The 16,631-nt window shown below is 70.2% G+C and carries 14 protein-coding genes; 7 read left to right on the top strand and 7 right to left on the bottom strand.

The genetic code is table 11. From position 1 onward, the window contains the following. Positions 1 to 59: 59 nt before the first annotated feature. From ABD378_RS29185 to ABD378_RS29175, 3 genes are all read right to left on the bottom strand, one after another. Complete coding sequence (locus ABD378_RS29185; RefSeq protein ID WP_344525517.1) at positions 60 to 245, bottom strand: hypothetical protein; 186 nt, start codon at positions 243 to 245, stop codon at positions 60 to 62. 187 nt (positions 246 to 432) lie between these two features. Beyond that, positions 433 to 2,067 carry a methionine--tRNA ligase gene (gene metG, locus ABD378_RS29180; RefSeq protein ID WP_344525515.1) on the bottom strand — a complete coding sequence of 545 codons (1,635 nt, stop codon included), beginning with the start codon at positions 2,065 to 2,067 and terminating at the stop codon, positions 433 to 435. 88 nt (positions 2,068 to 2,155) lie between these two features. Beyond that, positions 2,156 to 3,559 (bottom strand): VWA domain-containing protein, encoded by a 1,404-nt coding sequence (locus tag ABD378_RS29175; RefSeq protein ID WP_344525513.1) that lies wholly within the window; start codon positions 3,557 to 3,559, stop codon positions 2,156 to 2,158. Positions 3,560 to 4,071: 512 nt separating this feature from the next. Here ABD378_RS29175 and ABD378_RS29170 point away from each other — a divergent pair. Further along, positions 4,072 to 6,168 carry a PhoX family protein gene (locus ABD378_RS29170; RefSeq protein ID WP_344525511.1) on the top strand — a complete coding sequence of 699 codons (2,097 nt, stop codon included), beginning with the start codon at positions 4,072 to 4,074 and terminating at the stop codon, positions 6,166 to 6,168. Positions 6,169 to 6,273: 105 nt separating this feature from the next. On the opposite strand, the gene ABD378_RS29165 is transcribed toward ABD378_RS29170, so the two are convergent. Continuing rightward, positions 6,274 to 7,203, bottom strand: coding sequence for a hypothetical protein (locus tag ABD378_RS29165; RefSeq protein WP_344525509.1), 930 nt, complete (start codon positions 7,201 to 7,203; stop codon positions 6,274 to 6,276). Positions 7,204 to 7,410: 207 nt separating this feature from the next. After that, on the bottom strand, positions 7,411 to 8,349 hold the full coding sequence (locus ABD378_RS29160; RefSeq protein ID WP_344525507.1) for a LysR family transcriptional regulator: 939 nt from the start codon (positions 8,347 to 8,349) through the stop codon (positions 7,411 to 7,413). 222 nt (positions 8,350 to 8,571) lie between these two features. Between ABD378_RS29160 and snpA the strand changes: the two genes are divergently transcribed. Then, positions 8,572 to 9,237: a snapalysin gene (snpA, locus tag ABD378_RS29155; protein WP_344525505.1), complete on the top strand. Its 666-nt coding sequence runs from the start codon at positions 8,572 to 8,574 to the stop codon at positions 9,235 to 9,237. A 123-nt stretch (positions 9,238 to 9,360) separates the two neighbouring features. Here the strand turns inward: snpA and ABD378_RS29150 are convergent, their stop codons facing one another. Together ABD378_RS29150 and ABD378_RS29145 are read right to left on the bottom strand one after the other, a co-directional pair. Next, the gene (locus ABD378_RS29150) at positions 9,361 to 9,753 is read right to left on the bottom strand and encodes a hypothetical protein (protein ID WP_344525503.1); all 393 of its coding nucleotides are present in this window, start codon (positions 9,751 to 9,753) and stop codon (positions 9,361 to 9,363) included. 101 nt (positions 9,754 to 9,854) lie between these two features. Continuing rightward, a complete protein-coding gene (locus tag ABD378_RS29145) occupies positions 9,855 to 10,295 on the bottom strand; it encodes an SH3 domain-containing protein (protein WP_344525501.1) in 441 nt (146 codons plus the stop codon). A gap of 195 nt (positions 10,296 to 10,490) precedes the next feature. Between ABD378_RS29145 and ABD378_RS29140 the strand changes: the two genes are divergently transcribed. The 5 genes from ABD378_RS29140 (at position 10,491) to ABD378_RS29120 (ending at position 16,498) form a co-directional block, all read left to right on the top strand. Further along, positions 10,491 to 11,489 (top strand): ATP-binding cassette domain-containing protein, encoded by a 999-nt coding sequence (locus ABD378_RS29140; protein WP_344525498.1) that lies wholly within the window; start codon positions 10,491 to 10,493, stop codon positions 11,487 to 11,489. Further along, positions 11,486 to 12,337, top strand: a complete 852-nt coding sequence (locus tag ABD378_RS29135; RefSeq protein WP_344525495.1) for an ABC transporter permease — start codon at positions 11,486 to 11,488, stop codon at positions 12,335 to 12,337. The genes ABD378_RS29140 and ABD378_RS29135 overlap by 4 nt, the downstream gene beginning before the upstream one ends. 76 nt (positions 12,338 to 12,413) lie before the next feature. Then, positions 12,414 to 13,283: a hypothetical protein gene (locus ABD378_RS29130; RefSeq protein ID WP_344525493.1), complete on the top strand. Its 870-nt coding sequence runs from the start codon at positions 12,414 to 12,416 to the stop codon at positions 13,281 to 13,283. Between the two features lie 156 nt (positions 13,284 to 13,439). Beyond that, positions 13,440 to 14,471 (top strand): endonuclease/exonuclease/phosphatase family protein, encoded by a 1,032-nt coding sequence (locus ABD378_RS29125; protein ID WP_425583880.1) that lies wholly within the window; start codon positions 13,440 to 13,442, stop codon positions 14,469 to 14,471. Positions 14,472 to 14,521: 50 nt separating this feature from the next. After that, positions 14,522 to 16,498, top strand: coding sequence for an FUSC family protein (locus ABD378_RS29120; protein WP_344525487.1), 1,977 nt, complete (start codon positions 14,522 to 14,524; stop codon positions 16,496 to 16,498). The last annotated feature ends 133 nt before the right edge of the window (positions 16,499 to 16,631 follow it).

Genomic DNA, 16,631 nt, shown 5'->3' with positions numbered 1-16,631 from the left:
CGGTAGTTCATGCGGGGCGAGAGGTCCGTGGTGGGCGAGAGGTCACGCGGTGAGTCGGCTCACGCGGCCGGCGAATGCGTCGCCGTCGCGGCCGTCGCCTCTGCCCACTCCGCCACGAGGCGTTCGTACACCTTGTGCTGTTCTGGGCGCAGATACCCGCCCGTGCGCAGCCAGAGCGCGCGTATCTCCTCGTTCACCTCGGCCGCTGAGCGCGGCCGGTCGGGGGTGCCGGGAGTCGTGGTCATACGGTGAAGCGTACGTAGGAAGATGTGAAGACGGCGTGAGTTCTGGTCGAATGTGATCGGTATCGCTATTTGACCCGCATGAATCAGCCAAGTTGGGCAAGAAGAAGGGGCCCGCGAGTTCAATCGCGAGCCCCTTCAGGGTAGTTCGGGCCGAACGGTCCGACCGATTACGGCCGGTTGCGACCGATTACGACTGCTTCGGCTCCTCCAGGCGCGGGAACAGCACCGCGCCCTTCGTCACCGTCGCGCCCACCGGCAGCTGCCCCCACGTACCCGCGTCCTGGACCTTCTGCTCGGCGAGCGCGCCAAGCGAGGCCTCAGCGCCGAGCGAGTCCCACAGCTTCTGCGAGGTGTCCGGCATGATCGAGTTCAGCAGGACGGCCACCGCGCGCAGCGACTCGGCCGCCGTGTAGAGGATCGTCGCCAGGCGGGCCTGGCCCTCCGGGGACTCGTCCTTGGCCACCTTCCACGGCTCCTGCTCCGTGATGTAGCCGTTGACCTGCTTGACGAAGGCGAAGACCGCCAGGATGCCGGCCTGGAAGTCCAGCTCCTCGCCGATCTTCAGGTCGGCCGCCGCGACCGCCTTGGCCAGACCTTCCCGGACCGCCTGCTCCGCCGCACCGGACGCCGTCGCCTCGGGGAGCGCGCCGCCGAAGTACTTGCCGACCATGGCCGCCAGGCGCGAGGCGAGGTTTCCGTAGTCGTTCGCCAGCTCGCTCGTGTAGCGGGCGGTGAAGTCCTCCCACGAGAACGAGCCGTCCTGGCCGAACGCGATGGCACGCAGGAAGTACCAGCGGTACGCGTCGACGCCGAAGTGAGACGTGAGGTCCTGCGGCTTGATGCCCGTCAGGTTCGACTTCGACATCTTCTCGCCGCCGACCATCAGCCAGCCGTTGGCCGCGATGCGGCCCGGCAGCGGCAGACCCTGCGCCATCAGCATCGCGGGCCAGATGACCGCGTGGAAGCGGAGGATGTCCTTGCCGACGAGGTGGACGTCGGCGGGGAAGGTTGACTTGAACTTTTCCTCGTCCGCGCCGTAGCCGACGGCCGTGGCGTAGTTCAGGAGCGCGTCGATCCAGACGTAGATGACGTGCTTGTCGTCCCACGGGACCTTGACGCCCCAGTCGAACGTCGAGCGGGAGATCGACAGGTCCTGAAGGCCCTGCTTGACGAAGTTCACGACCTCGTTGCGCGCCGACTCGGGCTGGATGAAGTCCGGGTTCGCCGCGTAGTGCTCGAGGAGCTTGGGGCCGTACTCGCTCAGCTTGAAGAAGTAGTTCTCCTCCTTGAGGAGCTCCACCGGCTTCTTGTGGATCGGGCAGAGCTTCTGGCCCTCGAACTCGCCGCCGGCCTCGCCGTCGATCAGGTCGCCGGGGAGCTTGTACTCCTCGCAGCCCACGCAGTACGGGCCCTCGTAGCCGCCCTTGTAGATCTCGCCCTTCTCGTAGAGATCCTGGACGAACTCCTGGACGCGGTCCGTGTGGCGCTTCTCCGTCGTACGGATGAAGTCGTCGTTCGCGATGTTCAGGTGCTCCCAGAGAGGCCGCCAGGCCTCGTCCACGAGCTTGTCGCACCACGCCTGGGGCGTGACGTTGTTCGCCTCGGCAGTGCGCATGATCTTCTGACCGTGCTCGTCCGTGCCGGTGAGGTACCACACCTTCTCGCCGCGCTGACGGTGCCAGCGCGTGAGCACGTCCCCTGCAACGGTCGTGTAGGCGTGGCCCAGGTGAGGAGCGTCGTTGACGTAGTAAATGGGGGTCGATACGTAGAACGCCTTTGCGCCTTCGCTCGTCCCCTGCTTCTCGGATCCAGTGGCCGCCATGGTCGAAATCCTAACGGCCCCGGAGCGGGCGATTCACCTTGATTCCAGGGGGTGGACCCTCGCCCACCCCCTGGACCGTCCGTGTGGCTTACGGGCGCCAGGCCGCCAGCAGGCCCTCGTACAGCTCCGCGTCCGTGAGCTCGCGGGGGGTGGGGCCCGCGTGGAAGAAGGCGGCGTTATCCGCCTTCAGCTTGCGGAGGTAGTCGAAGCCCTTCGCCTCGTGCTCGCCGAACGCGACGAACTGGAAGAAGAGGGGGTGCTTGGCCGCGTCCGCGAGGGCCTGGTTGGCGGGGCCCTTCGCGTCCGGGGGGCCGTCCGTCTGGAACACGACGAGGGCGGGGCTCCCCTTGTGCTCCGACTTCTCGTAGTGGGCTACGACCTCTTCGATCGCGCGGTGGTAGCTGGTGCGGCCCATGCGGCCCGCTGCCGCGTGCAGCTCGTCGATACGGCCCTCGTGCTCGGGGAGGGTGAGGGTGCCGGTGCCGTCGATCTCCGTCGAGAAGAAGACGACGTGGACGGAGGGGGCGTCGGGGTCCGGGGCGGTGTGCGCCGCCAGGGCGAGGACCTGTTCGCCCAGGCTCTGGGCGGAGCCGTCCTTGTAGTACGGGCGCATGGATCCGGAGCGGTCTAGTACGAGGTAGACCGGGGCGTGGACCCCGGTGAGGTCCCTCTTCTCCAGGGCTGCGCCGGCTGCCTTGTACGCGGCGGCGAGGGCTGGCTGCGCCAGAGCTTCGGCCGCTTCATCCGCCCCCGGCGCTTCGGGCTCCGCCGGGGTCACGGATGCCTCCGCTGCTTCATCGGCACCCGGCGCGTCCGGCTCCGCCGAGGTCACGGGTACCTCCGCCGCTTCATCCGCACCCGGCGTCAAGGGCTGTGCCCACCCGTCCCGCCCAGCGGGACGATTGCCCACAGCGGCGGCGGACACGTCTTCCGCCTCGGCTTCGGGTGACGCCGCAGCGGCGGGCGGCTCGGCGACCGGCTCGGTGTCGGCGGCGGTCACAGCGGCGGATGACTCGTCGATGGGCTCTGTGTCGGCGGCGGTCACAGCGGTGGGCGACTCGGCCGGCTCGGCTTCGGGTGACGCCGCAGCGGCGGGCGACTCGGTGTCGAGGGCCGTGGGCTCGTTGAGCGGCTCGGTCGCAGCGGTGGGGGGTTCCTCCGCCGGGGCAGGCTCTGTGGGGGCATCTTGTTGTGGGCATTCGTCCCGCAGGGCGGGACGGGTGGGCACAACTGACGGGGCTGAGTCAGCGGCGTCGGCGACAACCGGCTCGGGCTTCGGGGCGGCAGGCTCCGGGGTCGGGTCAGCGGCGTCGGCCACGACCGGCTCGGGCTTCGGGGTGACAGGCTCCGGGGTTGTGTCCTCGGCCTCCGGAGTCGGCTCCGGGGGCGTGGTCTCGGCCTCGGGGGCCGTGGGCTCCGGAGTTGGCTCCGGCGAAGGTGCCGGTACCGTCACGCGGTCCCGGTCGAACGCCGCGGCGACAAGATCGTCCACCGCCGCAGGCGAAGGCTCGGACGACGGCGCCGGAACCGTCGCCTTCGGCTCAGCCGCCGGAGGCACCCGCTCGGACGAGGGCGCCGGCACCGTCGCAGAGTCGGCAGCGGCAGCAGAGGCAGCAGCCTCCGGGGCATCCGGGGTCTCCGGGGCCTCCGGAGCCTCTGCTTCAGGCTCCGGAGCCTGGTTCCCCTTGCGTGAAGACAGTCCGAACGCGTTCCGCAGGACACTCAGAATGCCCATGGGTGCACCCCTTCGCGTGAGTTGATTCCCGATAACCCCTGGCCAGGGCGGACACGTAAGGTTAGCCGTCGCAATACGTGATCTTCGGCAGGGTCGCCCCACCGCCCCTCCACCATCACCCTTACCGAGCACACGCACCCCAACTGCCCTATGTGCGCTCCCGGTTCACCTCCCGTTCACTCTCAGGCCGTCGCCCTGCCGACCTCCGCGCCTAACGTCTCGGCGGAAACAAGCCACGCCCAGACACACGTCCACACAACGGAGGAACCGTGCGCAAACTGCTGCCGATCATCACCTCGCACCAGGGGAGCGGCGGCCGTTCCGCCATGACCTGCCGGTTCCGTTGTGGTGATGCCTGCTTCCACGAGGTGCCCAACACCAGCGACAACGAGTACGTCGGCGACGTCATAGCCGGCGCCCTCAGCCGCCGCTCGATGATGCGCGCCGCCGCGGTCGTGACCGTGGCGACCGCCGCCGGCGGCGCCGTCGTCGCAGGTCCCGCAGCCCCGGAGGCGGAAGCCGCCGCCGCGGCCCAGAAACCCTCGTCGCAAAAGAGCAAAAAGGGGGCGCGCGGTCTCCGTTTCACGCCCGTCGCGCCCAACACCACCGACTCCGTCACCATCCCGGACGGCTACGCCCAGAACGTCGTCATCCGCTGGGGCGAGCCCATCCTCCGCGGCGCCCCCGCCTTCGACGCGGACAAGCAGACCGCGAAGGCGCAGGCCGGACAGTTCGGGTACAACAACGACTTCCTGAGCCTCCTGCCGCTGCACCGCGAGCGCGGGCGGCAGGTCCTCGTGGCCAATCACGAGTACACCGACGAGATCCTGATGTTCAAGGGATACGACGCCGCGAACCCCACCCGCGAGCAGGTCGAGATCGCCTGGGCCGCGCACGGCCTCTCCGTCGTGGTCGTCGAGGAGGAGCGCAGGAGCGGCAAGCTGAACGCCGTCAGCCGCCACCAGCTCAACCGCCGCCTCACCGCCACCAGCGAGTTCCGGCTCACCGGTCCCGCCGCGGGCAGCGAGTACGTCCGTACGAAGGCCGACCCGCGCGGCACCACCGTCCTCGGCACCCTCAACAACTGCGCGGGCGGCACCACCCCGTGGGGCACGACCCTGCACGGCGAGGAGAACTTCAACCAGTACTTCGCCAACGCGGAGAAGGTCACCGAGCCCACCGCCGCCGCGCGCCTCAAGCGCTACGGCGTCATCGGCGCCGCGTCCGAGCGCAAGTGGGAGCGGTTCGACGACCGCTTCGACCTGGTCAAGGAGCCCAACGAGGCCAACCGCTTCGGCTGGGTCGTCGAACTCGACCCGTACGACCCCGAATCGACCCCGCGCAAGCGCACCGCGCTCGGCCGCTTCAAGCACGAGGCCGCGCAGCCGCGCCTGACGCACGACGGCCGCCCCGTGGTCTACATGGGCGACGACGAGAAGTTCGACTACTTCTACAAGTTCGTCAGCAGCAAGCGCGTCGCCAAGGGCACGTCCCGCGCCGCGCACGAGCACAACCTCACGCTGCTCGACGAGGGCACCCTGTACGTCGCCAAGCTGACCGGCGACTCCCCGGCCGCCGACATCGACGGCACCGGCAAGCTGCCCGCCGACGGCGAGTTCGACGGCAGCGGCGTCTGGATCCCGCTCGCCACCGCGGGCCCCAAGGGCCACGCCGTCTCGCACGTGGAGGGCATGAGCGCCGAAGAGGTGTACGTCTTCACGCGCCAGGCCGGTGACAAGGTCGGCGCCACGAAGATGGACCGACCCGAGGACATCGAGCCGTCGCCGCACACCGGCAAGGTCTATGTCGCGCTCACGAACAACTCCGACCGCGGCAAGGCGGGCAAGGCCGGTGCCGACGAGGCCAACCCGCGCAACCTCAACAAGCACGGGCAGATCCTGGAGCTGACCGAGCGCCGCAACCGGCCCGAGTCGACCACCTTCGCCTGGTCGCTCTTCCTCGTCGCGGGCGACCCCGAGGACCCGGCCACGTACTTCGCGGGCTTCCCGAAGGACAAGGTCAGCCCGATCTCCTGCCCGGACAACGTCGCCTTCGACCCGCACGGCAACCTGTGGATCTCGACGGACGGCAACCAACTCGGCTCGCACGACGGCCTGTTCGGTGTCGCGACCAAGGGCGACCGGCGCGGTGAGCTCAAGCAGTTCCTGACCATGCCGAAGGGCGCGGAGACCTGTGGCCCGCTGGTCCAGGACCGCCGCGTGATCGTCTCCGTGCAGCACCCGGGCGAGATCGACGGCGCGTCCGTCGAGAAGCCCGCGAGCGCGTGGCCCGACGGGCCCGGGAAGATCGTCCGGCCGTCGGTCGTGTCCGTCTGGCGCAAGGACGGCTGCGACATCGGCGTCTGAGGAGCAGGAGTGCGGGAAGCGCGTCCGTAGTACGCGCGTACCCGCGTCTGGGGCACCCCCTCTCCAAAGGGGGTGCCCCATCGTCGTACCGCCGCTCCCGCGCGGTCAGTTGTTCTGCTTGCGGCGGTACACCGCGAAGCCGAGGCCCGCCGCGCCGAGCGCCGCCATGCCGCCGCCCGCCGCCACCAGCGGGGTGCTCTCGCCGACCGGGGACACGCCCTCGGCACCGGCCTTGACGCCCCCCTTCGGGACAACCTGGGACGTGCCGTTCCGCGGCTTCTGGCTGTTGCCGGACTTGCCCTCGGTCCAGCCCTTCATGGTGCCGTCGGGGTTGAGCACGAAGTGCGCTCCGTTGTGTTGGCCGTACGCGGGCTTGCTGCCGGACTGCTTGAGGGTGTCCCAGACGATCTTCTTGCCGGTGTCGGGGGCCTTGGCGATCATGTCGGCCTCGTAGCCGCCCTTGACCTTGTAGACCTTCGCGTCGAAGCCGCTGCCGCCGAGGTTCGCGTACTGGTGGACCAGCGTGCGCTTGTGGTCGGGCGTCGGCTTGGGCTGCGGCTTCGGCGGGGTCGGCTTGCCGCCCGTCCTGGTGATGGTGCCGTCGGGCGTCAGGGTGAAGGTGCTGCCGTCGATGGTGGTGCTCGCGGGCTTCTCGTACGCGGTGAGTGAGCCCTTGGCGGTGCCGTCGAGGGAGAGGGACGCCTTGGCGGTGCGGGCGGACACGTTCACGTCGACCTTCGCGGACCAGCCCTTGCCGAGGTCGGTGGTGCCCTTCGACTCCCAGCTGCCGGGCTTCGGCGTCTCCGTGTCGGTGTTCGTGTCGTCCGTGTGATCCGTGCCGTTCGTGTCGTCCGTGGCCTTGGACTTGTCCTGGCCGGTCTCGTCCACCTGGCCCTGCGGGTTCGACGGGTTCGACGGGTTCGACGGGTTCGGCGGGGTGTCGGCGGCGAAAGCCGCTGTCGTGGGGACGGCGAGAGCGGCGATCGCTCCGGTGGCGATGGCGGCGGTGCGGAAGGTACGGCGGGTGGCGCGCATAGCGGATCCCTCGTGACTTGTCGTTCGAACTGTCCGTCTTTGTGCCTCTTTGCGGCGGCGACAGACATGAAGCTACGGGCGCTGTGTGTGCGTCATCCGTAGAGAACGTAACAATCGGCCGCATACGGTGACGCGGAACCGTAAAACGGGCAAAAGTGCAGGTCAGGCCGGGTGGGGACGAAGGTCATCAGTTGGTGGGGACCTAGGTCACGCCGCCGTCGCCCGCCCAGCGAGCCACTCCCCGTAGGTCGGCGCCTGCCGCGCCGCCTCCCAGTACGAGGCCTCCAGGTCCTCGTACACCGCGTCGAGCTCCCCCTCCGTACGGGCCGCCACGAGCAGCCGCACGCCGAGCGGGTCGCCGTGCAGCGGCCGGACCGCCATGTCGGGTCTCGCGCGCGAGGTCGGCTGGCAGACGGTGACGACCTCGCCGGTGGCGACGAGGGAGGACGCGGTGAGGTAATCGCCGTGCAGGACACGGGGGTTGAGCCCGGCCGCGCGAAGCACCCGGAGCAGCCCGTCCCACTCGCCGTCCACCGTCGGGTCGACCATCCACCGGTCGGCGGCGAGGTCGGTGAGGTGGACGACGGCCTTCGCCGCCGCCGGGTGATCGGCGGCGAGGAAGACGAACTGCGGCTCACGCTCGACCAGTACGCGCCGCCGCAGCCCCTCGGGGAACCGCAGCGGACTCCCCTCCACCTCGTGCACGAAGGCCACGTCGAGCTGACCGCCCGCGACCATGCGGAGCAGCGCGTTCGCGGAGACGTCCATCTGGAGCGAGGTCTCGGTGGCGGGCAGGCGAAGCCGCAGCCGCCGCAGCCAGCCCGGTATGGCACGGCTCGCCGTGGAGCCGATGCGCAGCTGCGGGCCCTCGGACGCGCGGGCGGCGGCCGCCTTGGTCTCGTTGACCAGTGCCCGCATCTCGCTGACGAGGGGCCGGGCGCGGCTGAGGACGACCCTGCCCAGCGGGGTCGGACGGCAGCCGGTGCGCTCGCGGGCGAAGAGCTGGCCGCCGATCTCCAGCTCGATGCGGCGCAGCTGGGTCGTCAACGAGGGCTGGCTCATGCCGAGTTGGCGTGCCGCCTTGTGCAGACTGCCGGTGTCGGCGATGGCGCACAGCGCACGGAGGTGCCTCACCTCGAGCTCCATGGCTGTGAGCGTAGAGCGGCGGGCGGCGGCGCACCAGACTCACAAACCCCACGGGAACCACCTGAGTTGGGCGGAGGGGCAGCCGCCCGGAAGGTTGGCGAAGGGCGGGCGATAGCTCGGTGCTATCGCCACTTGCCATCATCCCCAGACGCCCCTGGCTCCCCGACACTCCCGGTACCGAACCGTTCACCTTTCACCGAACGAGTAGGGAGCCCCCCACACATGAACAAGCGATACCTGTCAGCCGCGGCCGTCTTCGGCCTCGCTGCCGCCGGTCTCGGCACGACATCCGCGACGGCCGCGACCCCCACCGCGCCGTCCGTCAACTCCGCGTACGCCAACTACGCGGGCTCCGGCGAGGAAGCCGCGGCCAACAAGGCGTTCTTCGAGGCCGTCCTGAAGTCGGTCGCCGAGAAGCGTGCCGCCAACCCCGGCGCGAAGCAGGTCACCGTGGTGTACGACGCCTCCGGTGCGCCCAAGTTCGCGCAGCAGATAGCCAGCAGTACCTCCATCTGGAACAGCGCGGTGTCCAATGTGAAGCTCCAGGAGGGGAGTGGCGGTGCGAGCTTCGAGTACCGCGAGGGGAACGACCCGCGTGGTTCGTACGCGAGCACGGACGGCCACGGCAACGGGTACATCTTCCTGGACTACGCGCAGAACCAGCAGTACGACTCGACCCGTGTGACCGCGCACGAGACGGGTCACGTCCTCGGCCTCCCGGACCACTACGAAGGCCCGTGCAGTGAGTTGATGTCCGGAGGCGGACCGGGCACGTCGTGCACCAACGCGCAGCCGGACGCGAACGAGCGGGCCAAGGTGGACCAGTTGTGGGCCAACGGTCTCGCGAAGGCGCTGGACAAGCTGGACAGACTGGAGAAGGTCGGCTGAGCCGGTTCTTCGGTTGATCCGGTTCTTCGGCTGAACCGGCCCCGCTTCACCCACTGTGCCCATCAGCGCGCTCGACGCTGATGGGCACAGTGGTGTTCAGGGGAGGGAGGAGCCAAGGGCCGGTCACTCGCTCGTGTAGTAGCGGTAGAACGCCACGGCGAACACGCCCGCCGCGATGCCGAGCGCCATGCACGTGGAGCGCAGGACGCTCGGTCCTGGCATGCCCTGGCTGTAGAGGAAGCCGACCGCGATCCCGGCGAAGCTCGCCCACGCCGTCGCGCGCAGCTCGCGCGGCAGCCGGGGCGCCGCCCTGTGCACGCCCATGAAGAGCACGGCGAAGACGACGCCGGAGACGATGCCGAGCCAGGCGTTGCCGTCGGGGATCGAGCCGCCTTCGCGCTGGGCGACCACAGTGCCGAAGAGGAGGCCGAGAACCACGGCTGCCGCTCCGGCCCTGCTCGTGGCGGAGCCGCCGAACACATGGGGTGCTGATGATGTGGGTGCCATCTGAGCCATGACGGTTCCTCCAGACGGGGTCGCCCTCCCGGGCCGACGCTCCTCACGCCCGCCCTCTCTCCAGGGCACACCCGCCCGCGCCGCCCGGCAACTCGGCGGCTTCAGTGGTGGCGGTTGTAGCCGCCCTGACAGGTGTCCCAGCACGGCTTGTACTGCTGGCACGGGTCCGCGGTGGCGCAGCTCGGCACGTGCTGGCCGCCGACGTCGACGTACGCGGCGCTGGCCCAGCCCTGCACCCCGCCGAGCCAGTACCAGGACGTGTCGCCCCAGACGCTCGTCCCCTGCGTCACGCACTCGACGCGGTCCTGGCTCTGCGCCGGGAGCTTCGCGACGATCGAGGCGCTGGTGGACGGCATGTCCCGGATCTTCAGGTCGACGGGGGCGACGATCGTCCCCCAGACCACATTGCTGTTGTGCTGGGGTGGCGCGGCGGCGGATGCTGGAGCAGCACCTCCGAGGGACAGCGCACCCGCGGTCAGGAGCGCGGCGGCGAGAGTTCCCAGGGCGGCCGGAGTGGTTCTCAGGGCCGGAGTGGTCCGCATGATCGACCTCCTCTATCCCCCCTTTCCCCTGTTTCCCCCCGTTTCCCCCCGTTCCCCCTCCACCCCATCCACCCCTTTTCCTCCCCCTCCAGCAAACACCCGTTCGGGCTAGTGCTCCACCGGACGATGAGTTTGAGCCGCGAGGACGGTCTGCCCTCGTAACGAACGACCACTGACGTGGAGAGGGCGTACGACATGAACAGCGTGGCCATCGAGACCGCGGGCCTGGTGAAGACCTTCGGCGACAACCGCGCCGTCGACGGCGTGGACCTCACCATCCCGTCCGGCACGGTGTACGGCCTGCTCGGCCCGAACGGCGCGGGCAAGACCACCACCGTGAAGATGCTCGCCACCCTGCTGCGCCCGGACGGCGGCGACGCCCACGTCTTCGGCCACGACGTCGTGCGGGAAGCCGACGCCGTACGCAGCAGGGTCAGCCTCACCGGGCAGTACGCGTCGGTCGACGAGGACCTGACGGGCACCGAGAACCTGGTGCTCCTCGGCCGCCTCACCGGCCACGGCAAGAAAGCCGCGTACAGCAGGGCCGGACAGCTCCTGGAGGCCTTCGGCCTGAGCGACGCGGCCACCCGCCAGGTGAAGAACTACTCCGGCGGCATGCGGCGCCGCATCGACATCGCGGCATCCATCCTCAACACCCCCGACCTGCTCTTTCTCGACGAGCCGACGACGGGCCTCGACCCGCGCAGCCGCAACCAGGTCTGGGACATCGTCCGCGCGGTCGTCGCGCACGGCACGACCGTCCTGCTGACCACGCAGTATCTGGACGAGGCCGACCACCTCGCGTCCCGCATCGCCGTCATCGACGACGGCAAGGTCATCGCCGAGGGCACCAAGGGCGAACTGAAGGCGTCGGTCGGCGCGGGCTCGGTGCACGTACGGCTCCGGGACGCGGGCCAGCGGGAGGACGCCGCGAAGGCGCTGCGGATCGCGCTCGACGCGGAGGTCCAGCTCGAGCCCGACCCGGTCGCCCTCACCGCCCGCGTCGGCAACGGCGAGCGCAACGGCACGGGCGCCGCCGAGAAGGCGTCCCGTGCCCTGGCCGAACTGGCCCGCGCGGGGATCACCGTCGACAACTTCTCCCTCGGCCAGCCCAGCCTGGACGAGGTGTTCCTTGCCCTGACAGGCACCCCCCATCACGCGACGGACACGGCGGAGAAAGAGGCAAAGGCATGAGCACCGCGACCACCACATCCGAGGCCCAGGACCTGGCGCCCGTCAGCACCGAGTCCCTCGCCGAACTGCTCATCGCCGGTGACCGGCCCCCGCGCCCCAGCGCGCTCTCCGCGTCCCTCACGTTCGGCTGGCGGGCCATGCTCAAGATCAAGCATGTGCCGGAGCAGCTCTTCGACGTGACGGCGTTCCCGATCATGATGGTGCTGATGTACACGTACCTCTTCGGGGGCGCGCTCGCCGGATCGCCGAGCGAGTACATCCAGTACCTGCTGCCCGGCATCCTCGTGATGTCCGTCGTCATGATCACGATGTACACGGGCGTCTCGGTGAACATCGACATCACGAAGGGCGTCTTCGACCGCTTCCGCACGCTGCCGATCTGGCGCCCCGCGGTGATGGTCGGATACCTCCTCGGCGACGCCCTGCGGTACGCCATCGCGTCCCTGGTCATGCTGGCCGTCGGCATGATCATCGGCTTCCGCCCGGACGGCGGCGTCCTCGGCGTACTGGCCGGAGTGCTTCTCCTCCTCGTCTTCTCCTTCGCCTTCTCGTGGGTGTGGACGATGTTCGGCCTCCTGCTGCGCACCGAGAAGTCGGTGATGGGCGTCAGCATGATGGTGCTCTTCCCGCTGACGTTCCTCAGCGACATCTTCGTGAAGCCCGAGACGATGCCGGGCTGGCTGCAGGCCTTCGTGAACAACAACCCGGTCACCCATGTCTCCTCCGCGGTCCGCGATCTGATGGCGGGTACGTCACCGGGCTCGTCGCTGGTCTGGGCGCTGGGCTGGGCGGCGCTGATCGTCGCGGTCTTCGGCCCGGTGACGATGCGTCTCTACAACCGCAAGTAACCGCAAGGAGGAGTTCTTGCCCCGTATGCACTCGTCCCGGTCGCGCCCCGCGTGACCGGGACTTCTCCTTGGGGACGTGTTCAGACGCACGCTGTCCGCGGTCCTCCTCGTCCTCGCCGTCCTCCTCGTGCCGCTCGGGGCGCTCTCCACCTGGGCGAAGTACGAGATCGAGGACGCCGACGCGTACGTCGCCACGATGGCTCCGCTCGCCTCCGACCCCGATGTGCGGGACGCGGTGGCCGGCGCGGTCACCGACTCGGTGATGAAGGAGATCGACGTGGGCCCGCTGCAGGGCACCGTCGAGTCCTTCGTACGGGACGCGGTGTTGTCCTTCAGTGAGACGAAGGCGTTCAAGACGGCCTGGAACGCGGCGAACCGCGCGGCGCACGACGCGGTGCAGGACGCGCTGAGCGGCCGGTCCGACGGCGGCGCGGTGACCATCGACCTCGCGCCGATCACCGAGCAGGTCAAGCGGCAACTGGCTGATGACGACGTGCCGTTCGCGGACAGCATCCCGGTCAGGCACACCGAGGTGACGCTCATGGAGTCGTCGGACCTGGGCCCCTTCGGGAAGGGATTTCACATGCTCCAGGTGGCGGGCCTCTGGCTCCCGGCCGCGGCGGTCCTCCTCGCCGTGGCCGGAATCCTCCTCGCGGTGCACCGCCGCCGCGCGATCATCCGCACGGCGCTCGGCGCGGCCTTCGCGGGGGCGTTCCTTGGAGCAGCGGTCATCGTGGGCCGGGGGCTCACCATGGACGACCTGCCGAAAGACGTCTCCCAACCCGCGGCGGAGGCGGTGTACGACGCGTTGACGTTCTCGCTGAGTGTGGCGGGGTGGGTGATTCTCGGGGTGGGGCTGGGGGTTGCGCTTGCCGCGTGGCTGCTTCGGCGCCGTGGATCACCGGCTCCGCCGAGTTCGTCCTCAATCGCCGGACGGGCTGAATGATCTTCGGCCGGGCTGGAATTTTCACCCGTCCGGCGATTGAGGACATCTTGTACGGGGGTTTCGGGAAAGGGCGGGGTGGGGGAAATGCAACCCTCCCGCACCCCCCGCCGTCTCTAGGGGAAGATTCGCGCAGGACCCCAGACGGAGAGGCCGGCCTTGGACAGCGCAACGGCAGCGAGGACGGCGCCCCAGGAGGACTGGCCCGAGCCGCAGGCGAAGAGGCGACCCCGCCAACGCCCCTCCGCCTGGCTCGCGGCCCCCCTGCTGGCAGGCGTGACCACCATTCTCGGCTTCCGGATCGCCGACTCCGACGGCTTCACCCCCGTACCGCAGCTCCTCGCGTTCCTGCCCCTCCTCCTCGCCCCTGCGATAGCCGCCCTGCTGCTCGCGGCGCTCGCCCGCTGGCGCGTCGGCCTCGTCTGGGGAGTCGTGGTGCTCGGCGGCGTCGCCTGGTTCCTGGAGCCGTACGGCAAGACGGACGACCCGGAAGGCCCCGCGGTCGCCGACATCCGCGTCATGGCGTCGAACGTCGAGTTCGGCCGGGGCACGCAGGGCCTGATCAAGGCGGTCCGGAAGGAGAAGCCCGACCTCCTCTTCGTCCCGGAGTGCGACTACACCTGCTCCGACACCCTGCGCGACGAACTGCCCCGCTCCGACTACCCCTACCGCACCGCGAGCGAGGCAGGCGGCGCCGAAGGGTCGGTGATCGTCAGCAAACTGCCGCTGAAGAAGGCGAGCGGCGTCGCGGGCACGCTGGGCATGCCCGGCGCCGTGGCCGAGCTGAAGGGCGGCCACCAGATCCGCGTCCAGCTCGCCCACCCCATGCCGCCGCTGCCCAAGCAACTCGGCACCTGGCGCTCCGAACTCGCCGAACTCCGCGACTACGCAGCCGAGGGCAAGGGCGAGGACCGGTCCACCATCATCGCGGGCGACTTCAACGCCTCCCAGGACCACGCGGCCTTCCGCGACATCCTGGACACCGGCGGCGTGCGCGACGCCGCCGCCCTCTCCGGCTCGGCCCGCACCACCAGTTGGCCCGCCGACCTCATGTCACCGCTCGGCACGCAGATCGACCACGTCCTGGCCACCCCGGACTTCTCGGCCCGGGGCGCCCACTTCCTGGACATCGGCGACACGGACCACCGGGCCCTGGTGGTGGACCTGACGCTGCACAGGCCGAAGCGGTAAAACGCAGGTCAGGCAGGGATGAGCGCAGCAAGGGCGGCAATAATGACCGCATGCCCCGCCGCGATTCACCCGCACCACCGGGCCCTCTGAGCGCTCTCGCCCCACCTCCCTGGCTGGTCAGGACGCTCAAACCGCAGACGGCGCCGATCCCGTGGGCAGCGGTGGCGCGCGCCTCCGTCGCCATGGCGCTGCCCCTCCTCGTCGGCCTCGCGGCGGGACAGCCCGCGTACGGCGCGCTCGCCTCCATGGGCGCCCTCTCCGGAGTCATCGGCGACACGGCCGACGCGTACCGCATGCGGATCTTCAACATCGCGGTCCCGCAGCTGTTCGGCGCGCTCGGCGTCACCATCGGCTCGCTCGTCTTCGGGCACGGCTGGGTCGCGGTCGGCGTGGTCACCCTCGTGGCGCTCGTCTCCGGGATGATGTCGACGATCGGCGCCGTGGCATCCGTCGCAGGCCTGCTCCTGCTGCTCAACTCCGTGGTGGGGGCGGGCCTCCCGATGCCCGGGGAGTGGTGGCTCGCCCCCGTCCTGATGACCAGCGGCGGCCTCCTAGTCCTCACCCTCGCCCTGCTCGCCTGGCCGCTGCGGTCGGGCATCCCGGAGCGGGCCGCCGTCGCGGCGACCTACCGCAGCGTGGCCGCGCTCCTCGAAGCGGCGGGCACGGAGAGGTACGACGAGGCGCGCGCGGCCGTCACCACCTCCCTGAACCAGTCGTACGACCTCGTCCTCTCCCGCCGCACCCGCGCGCACGGCCGCAACCCCGATCTGGTGCGTCTGATCGCCCAGTTGAACGCGATCACGCCGGTCGTCGAGGCCGCGCCCGCCGCGCACCAGTGCGGGGTTCCGATGCCGCCGGAGTTCCCCGCGGAGGTGCGGCGCCTCGCGGAAGCGGTGGCCTCGCCGAGGGACGCGCAGATCCCGGCCCCCGAGCTGCCCGAGCCGCTGGAACCCTCCGCCGACGCCGTCGACCATGCCCTGCGGCACGTCGCCGAGCTCCTCAACGACGTCGACCCGCACGGCGTCGTGCACATCAAGGACGACGCCGACCGCCTGGGCCGCCCCGCGGCCCTGCGCGTACGGGCCCGCCGAGCGGCCCGCAACGTCATGCTGTCCAGCGCCTCTTGGCGCTACGGCCTGCGGCTCGCCCTGTGCATCGGCATCGCGCAGTCCCTGGTGTCACTGATCGAGGTGCCTCGCTCGTACTGGGTGGCGCTCACCGTCACGTTCGTCCTCAAGCCGGACTTCGGCTCGGTCTTCTCGCGGGCGGTGCTGCGGGCGCTCGGCACGGCGGCGGGTCTCGTGGTGGCTGCGGCGGTCCTGTCGCAGGTGCCGCGGGGCTGGTGGGACGTACCGGTGATGCTTGTCCTCGCGGCCCTGATCCCGGCGTTCACGCCGCGAGGCTACGGCTACCAGACGGCAGCGATCACCCCGGTGATCCTGCTCCTGTCGGACGTCCTGAACCACCAGGGCTTCGGCCTCGTCGTGCCGCGCCTGGTCGACAGCCTGATCGGCTGCGCGATCTCGCTGGTGGCGGGGTACTTGCTGTGGCCGGAGAGCTGGCACACCCGGATCGGTGACCGCCTCGCGGACGCGGTCGCCGCTACGGCGACGTACGTCGAGAGCGCGTTCGGCACGGCTGTGGACGCGGCCGAGCGGGCGCGGATGCGGCGCGGCCTGTACCGGGACCTCTCCGTCATCCGGACGGAGTTCCAGCGCGCGCTGACGGAACCGCCCCCGATGGGGGCGCGGGCCGCGGCGTGGTGGCCGCTGGTGATCGCCGTCGAGCGCATCGTGGACGCGACGACCGCTGCGGCGGTGCGGATTCGCCATGGGGCGGGGGAGCCGACGCTGACGGAGGTGGGGGAGGTGGCCCGCCAGCTCCGGGAGCTGGCGGAGGGCCTCCGCGGCTCCGAAACCCTGGAGAAGGTCCCGACCTCGTTCACGGGCCCCCAGGAGAGCGTCCTGGAACCACTCCGCCAGGAGGTGGTCGCCGCGCGCGCGATTGCCTCGCCATCGCGGGGGTGAAGGGCGGTCCCTGCGGGGCTTTCCCCAATCCCACCCCTTCCCGAAACCATGGGGCTCCGCCCCCTGGACCCCCGACAAGATGGCCTCAAACGCCGGCCGGGCTGAACTATCAGCCCGTCCGGCGTTTGAGGAC

Source organism: Streptomyces rectiviolaceus, from assembly GCF_039533825.1.
GTDB classification, from domain to species: domain Bacteria; phylum Actinomycetota; class Actinomycetes; order Streptomycetales; family Streptomycetaceae; genus Streptomyces; species Streptomyces rectiviolaceus.
The sequence above is the reverse complement of the archived record's forward strand: the minus strand, read 5'-3'. Positions and strand labels throughout refer to the sequence as shown.

What these genes read in the sequence shown, in the direction of transcription:
- ABD378_RS29185 (WP_344525517.1), bottom strand. Translation starts at nt 245, where the DNA reads ATGACCACGACTCCCGGCACCCCCGACCGGCCGCGCTCAGCGGCCGAG.
- metG (WP_344525515.1), bottom strand. Translation starts at nt 2,067, where the DNA reads ATGGCGGCCACTGGATCCGAGAAGCAGGGGACGAGCGAAGGCGCAAAG.
- ABD378_RS29165 (WP_344525509.1), bottom strand. Translation starts at nt 7,203, where the DNA reads ATGCGCGCCACCCGCCGTACCTTCCGCACCGCCGCCATCGCCACCGGA.
- ABD378_RS29160 (WP_344525507.1), bottom strand. Translation starts at nt 8,349, where the DNA reads ATGGAGCTCGAGGTGAGGCACCTCCGTGCGCTGTGCGCCATCGCCGAC.
- snpA (WP_344525505.1), top strand. Translation starts at nt 8,572, where the DNA reads ATGAACAAGCGATACCTGTCAGCCGCGGCCGTCTTCGGCCTCGCTGCC.
- ABD378_RS29150 (WP_344525503.1), bottom strand. Translation starts at nt 9,753, where the DNA reads ATGGCTCAGATGGCACCCACATCATCAGCACCCCATGTGTTCGGCGGC.
- ABD378_RS29145 (WP_344525501.1), bottom strand. Translation starts at nt 10,295, where the DNA reads ATGCGGACCACTCCGGCCCTGAGAACCACTCCGGCCGCCCTGGGAACT.
- ABD378_RS29140 (WP_344525498.1), top strand. Translation starts at nt 10,491, where the DNA reads ATGAACAGCGTGGCCATCGAGACCGCGGGCCTGGTGAAGACCTTCGGC.
- ABD378_RS29135 (WP_344525495.1), top strand. Translation starts at nt 11,486, where the DNA reads ATGAGCACCGCGACCACCACATCCGAGGCCCAGGACCTGGCGCCCGTC.
- ABD378_RS29120 (WP_344525487.1), top strand. Translation starts at nt 14,522, where the DNA reads ATGCCCCGCCGCGATTCACCCGCACCACCGGGCCCTCTGAGCGCTCTC.